This is a genomic window from Bartonella sp. AP331QHHD, from assembly GCF_042195905.1.
GTDB lineage: Bacteria > Pseudomonadota > Alphaproteobacteria > Rhizobiales > Rhizobiaceae > Bartonella.
This window is the reverse complement of record NZ_JBHIPG010000052.1, coordinates 1-16,093: the sequence shown is the minus strand read 5'-3', so window position 1 is coordinate 16,093 and position 16,093 is coordinate 1. Positions and strand designations below refer to the sequence as shown.

General features: G+C 37.1%; 12 protein-coding genes. 5 read left to right on the top strand and 7 right to left on the bottom strand.

The window, feature by feature from the left end; genetic code table 11:
- Positions 1 to 166 precede the first annotated feature (166 nt).
- Entirely contained in the window at positions 167 to 844 is a 678-nt protein-coding gene (gmk, locus tag ACFIMS_RS05685) for a guanylate kinase (protein WP_375696479.1), read from the top strand.
- A 29-nt stretch (positions 845 to 873) separates the two neighbouring features.
- On the opposite strand, the gene rsmA is transcribed toward gmk, so the two are convergent.
- The 6 genes from rsmA to lptF form a co-directional block, all read right to left on the bottom strand.
- Entirely contained in the window at positions 874 to 1,704 is an 831-nt protein-coding gene (gene rsmA, locus ACFIMS_RS05680; RefSeq protein ID WP_375638098.1) for a 16S rRNA (adenine(1518)-N(6)/adenine(1519)-N(6))-dimethyltransferase RsmA, read from the bottom strand.
- Complete coding sequence (pdxA, locus tag ACFIMS_RS05675; protein WP_375681181.1) at positions 1,695 to 2,708, bottom strand: 4-hydroxythreonine-4-phosphate dehydrogenase PdxA; 1,014 nt, start codon at positions 2,706 to 2,708, stop codon at positions 1,695 to 1,697. The genes rsmA and pdxA overlap by 10 nt, the downstream gene beginning before the upstream one ends.
- Positions 2,708 to 3,664 (bottom strand): SurA N-terminal domain-containing protein, encoded by a 957-nt coding sequence (locus ACFIMS_RS05670; RefSeq protein WP_375629237.1) that lies wholly within the window; start codon positions 3,662 to 3,664, stop codon positions 2,708 to 2,710. The genes pdxA and ACFIMS_RS05670 overlap by 1 nt, the downstream gene beginning before the upstream one ends.
- Positions 3,665 to 3,773: 109 nt before the next feature.
- On the bottom strand, positions 3,774 to 6,134 hold the full coding sequence (locus ACFIMS_RS05665; protein ID WP_375629234.1) for an LPS-assembly protein LptD: 2,361 nt from the start codon (positions 6,132 to 6,134) through the stop codon (positions 3,774 to 3,776).
- Entirely contained in the window at positions 6,135 to 7,226 is a 1,092-nt protein-coding gene (lptG, locus tag ACFIMS_RS05660) for an LPS export ABC transporter permease LptG (protein WP_375696478.1), read from the bottom strand.
- Positions 7,223 to 8,413 carry an LPS export ABC transporter permease LptF gene (gene lptF, locus ACFIMS_RS05655; protein ID WP_375638101.1) on the bottom strand — a complete coding sequence of 397 codons (1,191 nt, stop codon included), beginning with the start codon at positions 8,411 to 8,413 and terminating at the stop codon, positions 7,223 to 7,225. Before lptF ends, lptG begins: the two co-directional genes overlap by 4 nt.
- A 397-nt stretch (positions 8,414 to 8,810) precedes the next feature.
- Here lptF and ACFIMS_RS05650 point away from each other — a divergent pair, with 397 nt between their 5' ends.
- From ACFIMS_RS05650 to ACFIMS_RS05640, 3 genes are read left to right on the top strand one after another with little or no spacing between them, the layout of a single operon-like run.
- Positions 8,811 to 9,257, top strand: a complete 447-nt coding sequence (locus tag ACFIMS_RS05650; protein ID WP_375629226.1) for a DNA polymerase III subunit chi — start codon at positions 8,811 to 8,813, stop codon at positions 9,255 to 9,257.
- Positions 9,257 to 9,436 carry a hypothetical protein gene (locus tag ACFIMS_RS05645; RefSeq protein WP_375629223.1) on the top strand — a complete coding sequence of 60 codons (180 nt, stop codon included), beginning with the start codon at positions 9,257 to 9,259 and terminating at the stop codon, positions 9,434 to 9,436. The genes ACFIMS_RS05650 and ACFIMS_RS05645 overlap by 1 nt, the downstream gene beginning before the upstream one ends.
- Complete coding sequence (locus ACFIMS_RS05640) at positions 9,426 to 9,689, top strand: hypothetical protein (RefSeq protein ID WP_375629333.1); 264 nt, start codon at positions 9,426 to 9,428, stop codon at positions 9,687 to 9,689. Before ACFIMS_RS05645 ends, ACFIMS_RS05640 begins: the two co-directional genes overlap by 11 nt.
- Here the strand turns inward: ACFIMS_RS05640 and ACFIMS_RS05635 are convergent.
- On the bottom strand, positions 9,686 to 10,975 hold the full coding sequence (locus ACFIMS_RS05635) for an MFS transporter (protein WP_375611247.1): 1,290 nt from the start codon (positions 10,973 to 10,975) through the stop codon (positions 9,686 to 9,688). The two genes, ACFIMS_RS05640 and ACFIMS_RS05635, sit on opposite strands and share 4 nt — an antisense overlap.
- Positions 10,976 to 11,547: 572 nt before the next feature.
- Here ACFIMS_RS05635 and ACFIMS_RS05630 point away from each other — a divergent pair.
- Positions 11,548 to 16,093 (top strand): pertactin-like passenger domain-containing protein (locus ACFIMS_RS05630; RefSeq protein WP_375696477.1); only part of this gene is annotated, 4,546 nt, incomplete at its 3' end.

Genomic DNA, 16,093 nt, shown 5'->3' with positions numbered 1-16,093 from the left:
ATAAAAATATTTAAGAAAGAAGTGAATACACTGCTAATACCTTATCTCAAAAAAGAGCAGAATAACATTGAGAATTGCTAAGAAAACACATTGATTAGGGGAAAGGTTGAGATAATGTATAATTCAAACTTTGGAGAAACATTTATGAACAAAGTAGAGTGATGTAATGACAGTCTTTGAAAGTAAATTGAGTACTATAAAAATGAATCAACGCCGCGGTTTTTTATTTATTCTCTCTTCACCTTCAGGTGCTGGTAAATCAACAATTTCTCGATTACTTCTAAAAGAGGGACAATTAGAGCTTTCCGTAAGTATGACTACAAGGAAAAGGCGTCCTAGTGAAGTAGATGGGCTGCATTATTACTTTATTTCAAAAGAAGAGTTTGAATATAAGCGTGATAGGGATGAATTTATTGAGTGGGCAGAAGTTCACGGAAATTATTATGGCACTTTACGTGAAACTGTTGAAAGCGCATTGAATGCTGGCCAAGATATGTTATTTGATATTGATTATCAAGGTACCGAGCAGCTGCAAAAAAAGATGCTAGGAGACACTGTATCTGTTTTTATTCTTCCACCATCAATGAAAGAGCTTGTTTCGCGTTTACATCGTCGAGCAGAAGATAGTCAAGATATTATCAATTTGCGATTGGAAAATGCACGAACGGAGTTAAAGCATTGGCTTTCTTATGATTATGTTGTGATTAACGAAGATTTAGATCAGTCTTTATCTTTTATTAAATCAATTTATTTAGCTGAAACCGTAAAACGTGAGCGTTGTTCTTATCTTGGTTCTTTTGTTGATGGGCTTATTGCTGAAAAAATCGATAAATATTGTGATTAAAAAAGGTTTTATAACACAAAGTGCATGTTTTAGAGCACTAGATGCGCTAAAGTTACAAATTCAGAAACCGAGAGCGTTTCAGCACGGCGCATTCCATCAATTCCAGCTTTTTCTAATAGCTCTTCACCTCCAAGTGTTTTGAGATTTTGACGAAGCATTTTTCGTCTTTGCCCAAAGGCGGTTTTTGTGACGAGGCTTAGTTTTTGTGCAGAGCAGGCAAGAGGTTGTGTTCGCGGAATAATATGAACAACGGAAGACGTTACTTTAGGTATTGGTATGAAGGCTTGAGGGGGGACATCAAAAGCAATTTTAGCAGTTGTACGCCAGCCAGTTAAGACACTAAGACGTCCATAATGAGTAGATTGAGGTTTAGCTGTAATCCGTTTGGCAACTTCACGTTGAAACATCAATGTCATTGATTCATAAAAAGGAGGCCATGGTTCAGTCAAAAGCCAATTTAATAAGAGTTGTGTCCCAATATTATAGGGAAGATTTGCAATAATGCGCGGTTTTACAGGGCTTGTTTCAAAGAGTTTTGAGAAATCTTGCTTCAGTGCATCATTACAAATAACTTTTAATTTTTTAGGATAGTGTTTTTCTATTTCTAAGAGAGCCGGTATGCAGCGCTCATCGCGTTCTATTGCTGTTACAATGGCACCCTTTGCTAGCAAGGCACGTGTGAGACCTCCAGGACCTGGACCAATTTCAAGAACAGGTTTTCCTTCTATATTGCCTGCTTGATGAGCAATTTTAGATGTTAAATTAAGATCAAAAAGAAAATTCTGCCCCAAAGATTTATGCGCTTGTAATCCATATATATCAATGACCTCACGCAGAGGAGGGAGATTATCTATTGGCATGGGTTTAAACTATTTTTTGCAAGTTGATTTGCAAGTTTAAGAGCAGCAATAAAGCTTTCGGGAGAGGCTATCCCTTTATCAGCAATGTCAAAAGCAGTTCCGTGATCTGGAGACGTGCGAATAAAAGGTAGACCTAACGTGACATTAACAGTGCTATCAAAGTCTAATGTCTTAACAGGGATAAGGGCTTGATCATGATACATACAAATGGCAACGTCATATGCTTTTCTTGCGCATTCATGGAACATTGTGTCGGCAGGCAGCGGGCCTGCAATATTGAGTCCTTTCTTTTTAAGATATTCAATAACAGGAGTGATAACTTCAATATCTTCTTTTCCCATCGCACCTCCTTCTCCAGCATGAGGATTAAGACCAGCAACAGCTAGTCGGGGTGATGTTATTTTAAACCTTGTTTTTAAGTCATATTCAGTAATAAGTACCGTTTGAATAATTAAATCACGGGTAAGCTGTGAAGGAACATTTTTAAATGGAATATGAACAGTTATTGGTACTGTTTTTAATCGAGGTCCTGCTAACATCATAACTGGATGATAACATTTATGAAAAGCTTTATGGGCTAAATCGGCTAAAAATTCTGTATGACCTGGAAATTGAAAACCGGCATCATAAAGACTCTTTTTTGCAATAGGACAAGTGATAAGTGCACATGCATGGCCATTTTGAATCAATTGAACACAGCGTTTAATTGCTTCAATAATTCCAGCTGTATTTTTCGATGAAGGTATACCTAATTGATCACTTTGTTTGTTTTTTAACGGTATGATAGGAAGAGCGCTTTGAAAATTTTTTGCAGGATTATTGATTAAAACAGATTGCACCTCAACATCAATCTGTAAAAAACGAGCGCGCGAACGAATAACATCTGGATCAGCAAGAAGTACAAAAGGTGGAATTTGGCGCGTAACACGCAAATTCCACGCTTTTAGTACTATTTCAGGACCAATTCCGGCAGGATCACCACCGCTAACAATAAGAGCAGCCATTATGAATTTTGAATGCGTGCCACTCGGCGCAGTTCTTCTAAATATTTGTCGCTTAATTCTTCAAGTTTTTGCGGGCTTCTTTTTTTACTATCTTGAAGAGAAAATATCAGTCGAGCGACATAATCATCAGAAACTCTTTTTATTTTGCAGACAGCAATTGCTTCGATTCCATCAGATGTTTCTTGTAATTTTGTCATTTTTCCAGCAGGCGTTTCAAGAATAGCTTGTTCCCATGCATTAGGAAGTTGTGGCTCCAGAAACTTTCCTAAGTGGCGGATAGTAACGTCTAAAATACCTCTTGCTTGATTGTGAGCATTGGCACATCCACGGAAATGTGCGCGAAAATTACTTGCTTCTCTTTGACGTCTTTCAAAGATCTCTGAACGACGATGTGCAGGAATGACAAAAACAATTCGCTGTAATGTATATTCGTTGGTTGAAGGTTTTACACCACCATTTTTTAATATTCTGCGTACAGCTTCTTGTTCGCTAATCATACCTGTTTCAGCTTGATAGCGTGCGCTAACAAGACGCCCCCATCCTATTTGTCCACGGATGTAATCTTTAAAGTGTTGCACTGTGATCTCAGTTTGGATCAGAATCTGGTTGAGCTGATCAATCGTCATATTATTTTGTGTCGCAAAATTCTCAAAAGCTCTATCAACTTCATCATTGCTTACTTCAATATTACGACGTTTTATTTCAATATTTTTTAGCTTTTCATCAATAAGCTCTTTTTTAGCCTGTGCCACCAAATTGCCTTGCTTTTGTTGTAGCCTGAGAAAAGCAAGGCGTCGTTGTATATCATAATTTGTGATGGGGTTGCCATTAACTGTAACAACAATAGAAGTCTGCGCAAAGACTGTCGGAATCAAAAATCCATTTATTAGCAGGCTACTTACGCTCAAAGATGCAATGTAAAATAAAGCAAGAAAACGCTTTTTCAATTTATTCATGTAAATAGGCTTTCGCATTGTTTATTAATTCTCATCAACAACTTAAAATACACGCTTTCTTTCATAAAAACAATGATAAGTTAAATGACTGATACATTCCCTTTATAAATTAATCTATCTTTTTTCCGATATCTGCAATCGTACGCAATGAAAGAGAGAAATTAAAGTTTTGCAAGGGTGCTTTCCTGCCTGGATTCGTTACCTGTTGATAACCGAATGTTAACCCGAAACATTCATCCATATAACTCAAGCTAATTCCTCGCTTTATAAATGTACCAGATACTAAATCATAACCGGCGTTGCTATTAATGGACCAATAATCTGCTAATTTAAGTCCTGTTTGAAAAGAAATTTCTTGGCGCTCTTGAGAATATTCATAATCTGGTTGCTTTGCGATATAGGCATATTGTAGAGCCGCCCAAAAATTTTGCCATTTTTGTGATGCTTCGATTTCACTACGGCGGATTTTTCCTGTTTTTTTGTCAAAGCGTCCACGCGTTTCTAAGGAAAAACCACTTTTATGGGTTGTACCAAACATTGCAACATAGTCTGAACGTTTTGCCTCTAAGCTAGAATGAGTACCGACATTGATAAAGTCCTTTTCTGCAAAAGAATTCTTTCCTGCTAGATGGAAGGATTGTCCAATGAGACCATAAAGAGACCAATTATCATTAAGGCTTCCAGAATATCTTATACCTATATTGGCTCTTGTACCACCTTCTACACGATCATAACCAGAAAATTTGTCTCGTTGAAAGAGAGTGGTTGCATCAAAGACAAAGCTTTGAGCATCTTCATTAGGAATTTGTCCAATAGATTGTTCATTATTGCGTATAAAAATTTGTGCAGTTGGTTCTATAATATGTGTAGAATGATCAGCTGTAATGAGGAAGGGATAACGTAGTTCCAACCCTGCTGTTGCCATGCCACGAATTGCTGAACCATGAATTGCGGATAAGGCATTGTTTTCTATAGAATCTGTGTGATTTTCGCTTGCATTGGTTGTAATGATATCAGCTCGTAGAGAGAGAAGAGGGGTTAAGATGAGTCCGTTGTGCGTGTTGAAGCGCTTTTTCCACTGAAGCTCGTTTGTTAAACGCAAACTATTTCCAGCCATACCAGAAAGTTTTACTGTGTTGAGAGGGTTTCCGTTCTGGTCGGGTGAACTGAAGTCAGCATGGCGACGATAAACTGATTGCATATTACTATGGAAGGTAAGCTCTCCATTATAAATGGGTTCATCTGGTGTGAAAAAATAATCGATGCGTGGTAAGACCCACGCTTGTCGAGAGTGACGTTCATAATGAGGATCATTCAGTATTGAATCTTGAACTTTAAAATGATAAAAACGCATATCAAAATAATTTTTTCCTGCAAGACCATTCAAATAGATCTGAGAAAGTTGTGTAGGATTGTTATAGTTTTCAAGTTTATAGGCACGACTAAAATGCCGATCCGATTGTGCAAGAATATCCCATCCATAAGTCCAGTGTGAGTTAATACGAAAATCCCCCTTTGTCGCCAGCATATAACGGTTTTTATGTTGGGCATCAATCGTATCATTATCAAATCTATGCGGTTTCATTTGATATATATGAGCAAAGCGAATGTTATAACGGCCCGTTTTTAAACGCTGACGCCATTCCCCTTCGGTTAAAAGCCCTTGTTGGGTATAAACCGTAGAAGAAAGGGTAAAATCATAATGGGGGGCGAGATTCCAGAAATAAGAATTCTTTATCCCCATACCGAGATAATCAGTATAAAAAAAATGAGGAGTAAGCAGACCGCTAGCACGCCTGACAGTTGGATCATAGATCTCAAAATTTGGAAATTTTATAATCGGTACACCAAAAACTTCAAAACTGCTATTTTCAAACCGAATTTTTTTGACGCTATTATTCCATATGATCTTTCTTGCTTTAATTTTCCATAGGACGTCTCGATCTGGTTTATAAGAGCAAGGTTCACAGGCTGTATAGGTTGCATTTTCAAAGACTGTTATGTGATTGTGTTTGCGTGTAGCATTTTGGGCTGAAAAGTGAACATTGTTGGCTGTATCAATACGTAAGGCGTTTACAAAACCCTCGCCAAGATCTTTGGTCATATCAATTTGGTTGGAATAAATTTTATTACCATCCTTTTGAGTAATTTCAACGTTCCCTTGTGCTATAAGCCGTCCTGTTTTTTGATTGTAAATAATTTTTTGAGCGACAACTTTATTGCCATCATATTCGATTTGGACATTACCGTGTGCAGAAACAGTGTTTTCATCACGATTGTAGATGAGTTCATCCGCAGAGAGCAAAAGAGGAGGTTCCGGATTTTGAATGCGACTTTGAGAAGGAGATTGAAGGCTTTGAGCGTGCGCACAATAAGATAAAGCACCTCCTAAAATAACCCCCACAACACTTTTAAAAGCGAGAGCACTTAATTTTGTTAAAATAGTTTTTTTAAGTGTTAATGCTTTCACTTAGCCATCCTCTTTATGAAGTAAAAAAGAGATTCCTAAGAATAACGCAATAACAACGGGTGTCCAAGCTGCAATAATTGGTGGAATATATCCAGCATTACCGAAAGCTTGAACAAGTACGGAAATAACATAAAGCATAAACCCAGCTATTACGCCACCAAGAATCAACATTCTAGATTGCCCAAAACGTGTAAAATTTAAAGATACAGTTGCTGCAATGAGGGTCATTGCCACAAGCAATGCCGGTAATGCAATCAAAGATTGGAAATACATATCAAAATTATGAGCAGAATAGCCAAATGAACGTGCAATCATAATTTTTTTTGGCAATTGGTAAAATGGAATAGTTGCGGGATTCACTAAACGTTCCGTTAAAAATTCAGGTTTTAGATTGGTTTTTATTTGCAACACGGTAAATTTTTCAGGAGGATGCCCTATTTTATAGATTGTTCCATTTGTTAATAGCCAAAATCCATTAGTCAAGGTTGCTTTTGGGACGTTAATCCAATTTTTAACGGTTGCATTGTCATTGTATTGTACAAAGGTTGCATCGAGAAGAGAAAGTCCTTGATCGGTGATAGATTTAGCACCAATGGTTGTTCTGCCTAAATTTGTACGTTGTGTTAACCAGTGGATACTTGTATTGTGAAGAGGTGTTAGTACATTGTGATTGCGCCATTCAGTCATCTTTTTTTCTGCTTGAGAAAATCCCCATGCAGCAAGTGGATTAATGAGAAGAATTGAAAATAATCCTAAAAGAAAAGCTCCAAAACAAGCTGGCATAAGAAATTGCCATGCAGAAATACCGATTGAACGAGTCACCACAAGTTCAAGTTTTTTGTTGAGCGAGATAAGCGTTGCCATTGCAGAAAAGAGTGCAATGAAAGGGATAAGTTGTTGCATGATAAAAGGGATGCGTAAAGCAGAGAGGAAAAATGCATCTTTTGCTGTATAATGCGGAAGGGAAGATAGCCTACCGGAATTCTCTGTGAAATCGATTAAAAGAGCAAGAACAAAAATGCTTCCCCAGAAATAACAAGTTATTTTAAGATAACGTATAAAAAAATATCGTCCAAGTGTCCACCCAATCATGATATTTTATCCGAGGAATCTTGAGATTTTCGCTGTTCAAATTTGTTCATTATTTTTTGAAAAGCGATTTGAAGTATCTCATTAACTTTTGTGGGAAGCCCAATTTTATGATTCGTTAAAAGCATAAAAAAGACAAATGCACTTGTTCCTATAGGTATAATATAAAGGAGAGGAACGTATGCAAGATCGCTTTTTGCTTTTTCTGCGAAAAAATATCCTATCCAATACACCAGAAAAGAGAGGGCAATTGCCGAGAGATTTGCGGAATGACGAGCTTGTCGATGGGAGCGTACATCCCCTGCGGCTGCTAATGCAATAAGTGAAAAAACAATAGGGTAGAGCCATTGTGTTAATCTGCGGTGAAATTCAGCTTTATATTGGAGTGGTTTTCGTTGATAGTAGGGATCTTTTGGGTCAGGGTTTTGTAAATAAGAAAGAGACCGATCTTTTGGATAAAGAGTAGGTGTTTTATCACTGGGGATAAACTCTCCTAGGCTAAAAGTATATGAGCTAAATTGCACGATTGAAACACTGTTATTTTGATGATTGACTCTTTCTATTTCACCGTTATTGAGAACCAGAAAACTGCCGTTTTTATTGCTCACAATGGATGCGTCTGTTGCATAATAAAAAAGATCAGTCTTAGGATCACGCTGGTCGGCAATGAAAAGGCGTTCAAGTGTTCCATTTGGATTTCGTTCGCCAATTTCTATGTAAAGGTTATTGGCGAGTTTTTGGAAGCTCCCTTCACTAATGAATAGATTAATAAGATCAAAATGAGCGCTTGCTAGCATTTGTCGCATATGAAGACGCGCTTGAGGAACAACAAAATTAGCTATAGAAAAGGAGATACAGGATGCAACAATAGCAAGAAGAAGGATAGGTTTCCAAACAGTACTTTTAGGAAAACCAGAGGCATTGATGACAGCAAGTTCTGAGTCTTGATGCATTGCTGAGAGGATGGTTGTAATTGCGATAACTAATGCAAACGGAATGACAACAAAAATAACAGAAGGAACCAATGAGAGTGAAAATTGTAAGACTGTGAGGAGTGTTTGTTTACTTGTTGTGAGAAAGTTTATCCGTGCAAGAATTTGTATAGTCCAACTAACGCCCACTGCTGCAATCATGACAGAACTAAACAAAACAAGGACACGTTTCAGGATGTAGAACTCAATAATACGCATAAATTGGGGAAAATCCTCAGTTTTTAATTCGATAGCAAATATTCTTACTGCTTTCGGTTAAAATGTAATAAAGTTTGTAAAAATATCCTTTCATGAATTGGATATTTTTACCAAATAAATAATATAAAATTGCCTATGAGGTCCTCTTTAAATTTTCCGTACATTATATTTTATTTTCAACTATAGTCTACAAAGAATCTAGAAAATAACTTAAAAAACTTTTTTATTAACGTTGAAGATAAAAATTTTTGTCTTTTAAAGACACGTGCAAAAAGATAATGCATCTCAATCAAAAAAGAGGGTTTATATCTTGAACCGTTTCCTTTGTATTAGGGATATAGAAGTTTTTTTAAAAAGATGTTAGCTTTTTTATAAAGAATGATGAAAGCTTAAGAGATTGGATATTTTATTCTATCATTTGACGCAGTCAACGCTGAAGGATATTTTGCCGACGCTTGTGGAGCGTGCATTGGCTCGTTTTGGTAAAGTAACAATACAGTGTGTGAGTAAAGAACAACGCGATTCTATAGATATACATTTATGGGTTTATACTGATGAATCATTTATTGGACATGGAACGGAGTGTGATCAATATCCAAACTTTCAGCCTGTATTTCTTACGACAGGACAAGAAAATCCGAATGATTCAAAGATTCGTTTTCTCATAGAGGGAGCTGTTTGTTCGGATATTGATGCTTATCAACGGCTTGTCGTGATATTTGATGGTAGAAGTGAAGAGCAGTTGAATCTCGTTCGTGCACAGTGGAAAAAATATAAAATGGAAAATCATAATTTAACGTATTGGCAACAGACTGAAGATCGTCGCTGGGAAAAACAGATTTAATGCGTCTTGTATCTATTGTTCTGATTTTTATAGGATTACTGGGAATAGTAAATCCTGCACTTTTTATTACGGAAGGCTCAGGGGGAGGGCGTTGGGTTTTTATTGTGATTTTTCTTTTAGGCATGTTAAATATATGGACTATAATTAAAAAAACGAAACGCCATAATGATGATCATTGATCGAATTTTGCTTGTTTTATGGGCTGTGATGTTGGCCTTCTTTTGCGTTTCATGGTTGGGGACAACGCATATCTTATCAGAAATGTTTGCTGTTTCTTATATAAGCAATATTGCAGATTTTTTATTTTTCTTTTTGAGTGCCTTGTTTGCAGGAATATTGTGGTGGAAAATACCTCAACCCCTATCTTTAAAAACGAAACTGGCAGCATTTTTGCCGCCAGTCCTTATTTTATTCTTCGTTATTATATTTTAGTTGGATATTTCATCATCTGTAAATCCGACGAAGCAAATCAGTGAAATAAAAGAAGCAAGAAGCAAATAATAACCGATATAAGATGTATCGAAATGTTGCACCAGATATTCTGCAATATAAGGCGCGAGAGATGCTCCTACAATAGCAGATAAATTGAAAGTAATAGAAGAACCGGTATATCGAATTGCTGTTGGGTATGGTGAAGCCAAAACAGCACCAAGAGGACTGTATATCATTCCCATGAGAGACAAACCGATAACAGACATTGCAAGGACTCCTATAACTCCAGAATTTAAGAAATAAGGAATTGCGAAAGAATAAATACCGGTGATGATTGTAATCCAAATCATCAAAGTTCTACGTCTAATACGGTCAGCGAGTCTTCCCGTGATGACAGTAAAAATCCCACAAAAAATAGCACCGACAATTTCGATTTGAAGAGCTTGATGAAATGGCAATTGCAAATGGTTTGTTGAATAGCTTAACAAATATGTAGTAACCAAGTAAAACAAAACAAAAGTTGCCATACCAGAAAATATTCCAAGAAATAGGATTCGTGGACATTTTAAAAAGACATCTATGATAGGAACTTTGACATGTTTTTTACTTTCAAGAGTTTTTTTGAATTGAACAGTTTCATTGATTGAAAGACGGACCCATAATCCTATAATCATAAAAACAACTGAAGCAATAAAAGGAATACGCCATCCCCAGGCTAAAAGTTCTTCACGATCAAGGAAATGCAGCAGACCCAAATAAACAGCAATAGATAAAAACAAACCTATTGAAACGCCTAATTGGGGGAACATTGCATACCAGCCGCGCTTTTCTGGAGGGGCATTTTCTGTTGCGAGCAAAACAGCTCCTCCCCATTCTCCTCCTAATCCAATTCCCTGTCCAATACGGCACAAGGTTAAGAGGAAAGGGGCAAACCACCCAGCTATTTCATAAGTAGGAAGAAAACCAATAATGACTGTTGAAAGACCCATTGTGAGAAGAGAAGCGATAAGTGTTGCTTTTCTTCCAATTTTATCTCCAAAATGTCCAAAAACAACTGATCCAAAAGGGCGGGCAAAAAAGGCTGCTCCAAATATTAGGAAAGATTGTAAAATGGCAATTTGATCATTTTGTGTTGGAAAAAACACATGAGGAAATATAAGAGCTGCGGCAGTGCCAAAGACATAAAAATCAAAGAATTCAATTGTTGGGCCAATAAGGCTTGCAAATAAAATCCGACGAGGGGAGTTTCTGTTGCTTGTAGCTTTCATTTCTGAGTTTATAGACATGAATAGAATGTCCCTTTCAGTATATGACAAATCAAATGACGAGTTAACTGACTATAACTATAGAAATTTCAAATCAGTGTCGAGTCAATATTATGACACTTCGTTATATATTAGAACAATGATTATGGGCTGATGAGTATGAATAAGTGCTCTATATATTATCCATATTGAATAAGATAAAGACACTGCTTTAAATGCTGTAGAAGATGGCAATAGGTGGCTATAAACGCAGCTCTCATTCACATTGCTGTGTCCTTTAAAGTTTAATGCCATTTTTATCTATTAAGGGATCAATCTTATTCGTAGATCAGTGTTTAGTGTCTCAAAATATTAAAAATATTTTTCATGGATGCAATTATAACACTTTTAAAGTGTATCTAAAACAAATTAAATCTTTTAGTTGTGCATGCATTTTAAAACACATGGTGTATATTTGATCTGTCAGAGCTTAATCCATCGAATGCTTTGCTATCTTAAAAGACATGAGGTTGAGCAATTACGTTGTGTTGTTTTGATCTATGCACTTTTTTCTAAATGGGAGAATTTAAATTTAAAATTATGGAGTGTAAATAATGCAACGCAAATTGAAATTAAGTTTTTGTGCGGTAATGGCCAGTGGTTTTTTTGTCAAGATTGCGAGTGCATATGGAGTAGCTACACCAAGAGAAAAGTTATTAACACCAGTAAGTATCAGTGAACACCTAGAAGAGACAAGAAAGTTGTTATCGGAAGTGAGGGGACTAAAAGAAAAAAAGGGGGGATCAAAAAAGATAGAGAATAAACAGACAGTAGAAGGAAGTGATCTTTCAGAAGAGGAAAGGAAGAGATTAGAAAAGCTATTCTTTGAAGTACTCACAAATTCAATAATAAGCGATGGTGCTACGATCTATATTACTAACCGTGACTCTGAAGGTTCTGAAATAAATAGCTTTAACTATAAAGATGCAGCTTATTCCATTAATAATACGGTTAGAGAAGGGGGAAAACTCTACATTGATGCAGCAAGTGTTAGCAGGGATACGACAATTGAGCATGGTGGGATTGAGTTTGTCCAAAACTTGAGCAGTTCGGAATATGCCGCTGTTAAAAAAGGGGGGAAACAAATTGTTGAGAGTGGTGCAAATGCAGAAGGGGCTCAAATCCATGGCGGTGAGCAGATTATTTTTGGTAAGGGGTTTCTTGGGGATGGTTTGTCGCGTAAAGATAAGGAAAGTAGTGCTTATGGCACTGAAATTCATGCTGCAGATGGAATGCTAGGAATACAAAGTGTCTATAGTGGGGGGATGGCTGTTGACACAAAGATTATGAAAGGTGGTGTCCAGAATCTTGATGGTAAAGAGAATTTTCATAACGGTTTCTCAGAAGATGCTGATACAGCCGATATAAAAGATGAAGATTTTACAATTAATGAGGGGGCTTTTGCACTGAGTACCGAACTTTTTAAAAATGGTATGCAGAATATCTTTGCAGGAGGGAATGCGAGCGAAGTTACTTTATACGATAGAGCTACTCAGAAGATATATGATTCTGGATACGTGGATAATCTAACCATTAATCATCAAGCACAATCATGGGTTTTTGCCGGTGCGATATTAGATAAGGATACAAATGTTAATGATTTTGGCAACCTCTATCTCTATGCTGGAAATGGTGAAGCTGTTACGGAAGTAGAAAATCTTAATTTAAATGGAGAAGATAGCAAACTATACATTATTGCTCCTGAAGATAACAGCAAAAAACCTCACGTTAATATCCAGAATTTAACTGGAAGTGGCAGAGTTATTTTTACGTACTTAGGGACTAATAAGCATTACTCTAAGCTTAATATTGATGATCTTTCAGGTTCTTTACATTTTGATTTTAATGTCAACTTTGCCAAGCATCTTAGTGATTATCTTGTCATTAAAGAAAGTGGTTCAGGTTATCACACAATAAGTGTGGCTGATTCTGGGCGTGAAATTACAATCCCTTCCCACAAAAAGCTTAAATTAATTTCTGATCGCAGCGGAAATGCTCATTTTATTCTGGCAAACACTTTTGGTGAAAAAATCAAAGCTATTGATGCCGGAACCTATCGGTATAGTTTGAAACATAGAAACAATAAGGGGGCTGGTAAAATTTGGTATTTAGATGCGAATTATGCTCTTGATGAGACAAATACCTCTTTATTTTCTGATTTTAGCTTGCAACCATTTGCTATAGCTTCATTATCGAAGGATCTCACAGAACGCACAATTGAAAAGGGGATGATTGTTACGATTGCTGATCCTAGCTTTGATAGTAACGTTGAGAAAGTTGAAAGCACTGGAGAAACTTCGATTAGTAATACAGTTAAAGACGGTGGAAAGATCTCCGTTTATCACGGTGGTTTTAGCTTGTATACAACAATTCAAAGAGGCGGCACTGAGCTTGTTAGAACACAGGGTCTTTCACAGGATAGTACAGTTAAGAGAGAGGGAAAACAAAAGGTTAAAGATGGGGGAAAAGTTGAAGGGGCTAAAATTTACGGTGGTGAGCAGTTTGTTTCAGGAAAGTCTGATATCAAAGGGGAGATGGTAAGGAGTAGCGCTCATGACACTATCGTTTCTGGTGAGAATGGAGTGCGAGGATATCAGAATGTGTATGATGATGGAGAGGTTTTTAGCTCAAAGATCATGGAAGGAGGGGTACAAAATCTTTATGTGGAAGAAGATTTAGACCATTATAGCAGTTTTGCCTTTGATACGAAGGTCTTTTCTGGTGGACAGCAACATGTTTTAGCGGGAGGAATCGCGATTGGCGTTCTTTTAGAAGGGACTGCTTTTCAGGCAATAGATTTAGGAGGTTATGTAAAAGATTTAACCGTTAAGGATCAAGCACAATCGTGGTTACATGGTGGCGCAACATTGGAAGGAAAGACAACGGTTAATGATTCTGGACGGATTTATCTTTATGCTGGTGCAGAGCAATCTCGTACTGAAGTAGAAAAAATTGTCTTAAATGGCAGAGATACAAAATTGTACGCGATTGCCTCTAATATAGATGGTGAAAGTTCTTTGATTGAGAATCTGAGTGGGAATGGTCGTGTTATTTTTACTTCTACCGTGTTTGATCCACATTACTCTAAACTTGAGATCAATGATCTTTCAGGGAGTTTACATTTTAGGTTGCATACTAATTTTGCAGAACAGCGCGGTGATTATCTTCTGATCAAAAAAGGATCAGGTAATCACACCATAAGCGTTATCGATTCTGGTGTTGAAATTACCAATTCTCCTCTACAAGATCAGAATTTAGTTTTGGAGCTTGATTTAATTCATGTTCAAAGCGGAAATGCGCATTTTACTCTGACAGATTTTTCTGGTGAAGAGACGAGTACGATTGATGGTGGAGCCTACATGTATGGCTTAAAGACAAAAGATGATAATGGGGGAAAGACTTGGTCTTTGGCTACATCACAAATAACTTCTGCTCCTGTAATTCCTTCACCTCATGTGGAGTCGCCTATAGATAAGCTTCCTGAAAAAGAAGAAAATATGACATCGGCAAAAGATTTTAGTATCTCTGATGTAATTCATTACAGCATTGGGGAAGGAGGAGGAATTCTACAAAGCTCTTTGCTCGGTGATGATAACGTAGTTTATGTCTCTGATGATGGAGAGCAAGGTGTTCTTAAGAAGTCTATTAATAATACAATTCAGGGATCAGGAAGACTTTATGTTGAAGCTGGTGGTTTCAGTAAAAATACAACCATTGAAAATGGTGGTGTTGAGATTGTAGGGGAACAAGGGATTTCAGAATTTACGATTATTTACGAGGATGGAAAACAAAGAGTGGAGGGAGGAGGAACCGCATTGAGAGCTGAAATTTATGGTGGGGAGCAGCTTGTTTTCGGAGATGGTTATGTAAATGGTGGAATTGTGGGGAGCAGCGCTTATAACACGATACTGTATGGTCAAGGTGATACGCCAGGACAGCAGAATGTATATGATGATGGGATGGCTGTGGGAACAAAAGTGATGAGTGGAGGAATACAAACTCTTGCTAAATGGTTTCCTAATGATGATAACTTTGCAGAAAAAGCTGGCGGTTTAGCTGTAAATGCTGAAATCTTTTCAGAGGGTGTGCAGCGTGTTTTAGCAGGAGGTGAAGCAAATACAGTCATTTTACGCACTGGTGGTGTTCAAGAAGTCTATGCAGGTGGAATTGTAAAGAATCTAACGATTGAAGGTAATGCTAATTCATGGATTTCTCCTGGTGCAATATTAGGAGGAGAAATAAAAGTTCAGGATTTTGGTGGGCTCCATCTTGATGCTGGAGATAATGGTCAACAAACTATAGTAGAAAACATTGAATTAAACGGAGAAGACGCTCAATTATACTCCGTTGCTCGTGGGTTTGACGATAAAAGTACACGCATTCAGCAGTTAAGCGGTGTAGGAAAAGTCATTTTTACTTCTTCTGAAGATGATTTATATTACTCTCAGCTTTATATTGATAATCTAGCAGGGAGTCTACATTTTGACCTTAATGTTAGCCTTGCAGAAGGAAAAGGTGATTACCTCTTTATTGAGAATGGGAGTGGTTTTCATACAATAAGTGTCGTAGATTCTGGTATTGAAATTGTTGATCCTTCTTCAGCAGGACTTGATTTAATTTTTGATCAAAGTGGAGGAGCACATTTTACCCTGAGAAGCTTTTCTGGTGCAAATGTTAAAACTATTGATGGCGGAACCTATACGTATGGTTTAAAACAGAGAATTGATGAGGGTGGGGGCGAAAAAGTTTGGTATTTATCTGCAGTATTTATTGATAATGTTTCATTTCTCAACAGTTTACCACGTAGTAGAAGCAGATCTATGCGGCATTTAAATCAAAATCAATCAGCTTCTTCTCTTTCAACTATTGCAGCACCACAAGCGCGTATTATTAAATTGCCACGTCGAAGAAAAAACCGCCAAAACTTGAGTCAAAGATCTCCAGCTTTTGTATCTCCAACTGTTTCCTCTCTTGGAAGTCCCGTTATTGAAGTCTTAGGTTCAGGAAGTTTTCATCCTCTTTCTGATGAAAAACAACAAACTGCTGTTTCAACCTCTTCTCAATCTTTAGCCGATCAAATGATTGTGCGTCCAGTTCATA

Coding starts and splice junctions, on each gene's coding strand:
- ACFIMS_RS05635 (WP_375611247.1), bottom strand. CDS start 10,975: ATGTCTATAAACTCAGAAATGAAAGCTACAAGCAACAGAAACTCCCCT.
- ACFIMS_RS05645 (WP_375629223.1), top strand. CDS start 9,257: ATGCGTCTTGTATCTATTGTTCTGATTTTTATAGGATTACTGGGAATA.
- ACFIMS_RS05670 (WP_375629237.1), bottom strand. CDS start 3,664: ATGAATAAATTGAAAAAGCGTTTTCTTGCTTTATTTTACATTGCATCT.
- lptF (WP_375638101.1), bottom strand. CDS start 8,413: ATGCGTATTATTGAGTTCTACATCCTGAAACGTGTCCTTGTTTTGTTT.
- rsmA (WP_375638098.1), bottom strand. CDS start 1,704: ATGCCAATAGATAATCTCCCTCCTCTGCGTGAGGTCATTGATATATAT.
- pdxA (WP_375681181.1), bottom strand. CDS start 2,708: ATGGCTGCTCTTATTGTTAGCGGTGGTGATCCTGCCGGAATTGGTCCT.
- ACFIMS_RS05640 (WP_375629333.1), top strand. CDS start 9,426: ATGATCATTGATCGAATTTTGCTTGTTTTATGGGCTGTGATGTTGGCC.
- lptG (WP_375696478.1), bottom strand. CDS start 7,226: ATGATTGGGTGGACACTTGGACGATATTTTTTTATACGTTATCTTAAA.
- gmk (WP_375696479.1), top strand. CDS start 167: ATGACAGTCTTTGAAAGTAAATTGAGTACTATAAAAATGAATCAACGC.